Annotated in this window: 1 pseudogene; it reads left to right on the top strand. The window is 66.5% G+C overall.

The features are described from left to right. Positions 1-790, top strand: a pseudogene (locus tag MOV61_RS30105) (hypothetical protein); the annotation flags it as partial.

Below are 790 nucleotides of genomic sequence, written 5' to 3'. Positions count from 1 at the left end.
CACCGGCGGCGGACCGGCGCAGGTGACCGTGCGCATGAACGGCCAGCAGACGGCGACGCTGCGCGCCACGCCCGACCAGGAGACGCCCTTCTCCTTCACGGTTCCGCGCGGCGGCAACAACGTCATGGAATTTTCGGTCGCCGAGCTTCCGGGCGAGGTGACGACCGCCAACAACCGCGCCGTCCACGTGATCGACGGTATCCGCCAGAACCTTCGCGTCCTGCTCGTCTCCGGCGAACCGCACGCCGGCGAGCGCGCCTGGCGTAACCTGTTGAAGTCCGATGCCTCGGTCGACCTCGTCCACTTCACCATCCTGCGCCCGCCGGAAAAGCAGGATGGCACGCCGATCAACGAACTGTCGCTGATCGCCTTCCCGACCCGCGAACTGTTCGTCGAGAAGATCAAGGATTTCGACCTGATCATCTTCGACCGCTACAAGCATCGCGGCGTGCTGCCGATCCTCTATTACGATTACATCGCCCAGTACGTGAACAATGGTGGCGCGCTGCTGATCGCCGCTGGCCCCGAACATGCCGGCGAGGATTCGATTGCATCCACGCCGCTCGAACAGGTCCTGCCGGCCGCCCCGACCGGCGAAATCCACAGCGCCGCCTTCTATCCGCATCTGTCGCCGGAGGGTGAAAAGCACCCCGTGACCCGCGGCCTCGACGGCTCCAACTCGAACCCGCCCGCCTGGGGCCGCTGGTTCCGCACCATCGACGTCGACACGCCGCACGGCCAGACGGTCATGGAAGGCGACGGCGACCGCCCGCTGCTCGTGCTCAACCGG

The sequence above is a fragment of the Neorhizobium sp. BETTINA12A genome (assembly GCF_023006485.1).
GTDB lineage: Bacteria > Pseudomonadota > Alphaproteobacteria > Rhizobiales > Rhizobiaceae > Neorhizobium.
The sequence above is the reverse complement of the archived record's forward strand: the minus strand, read 5'-3'. Positions and strand labels throughout refer to the sequence as shown.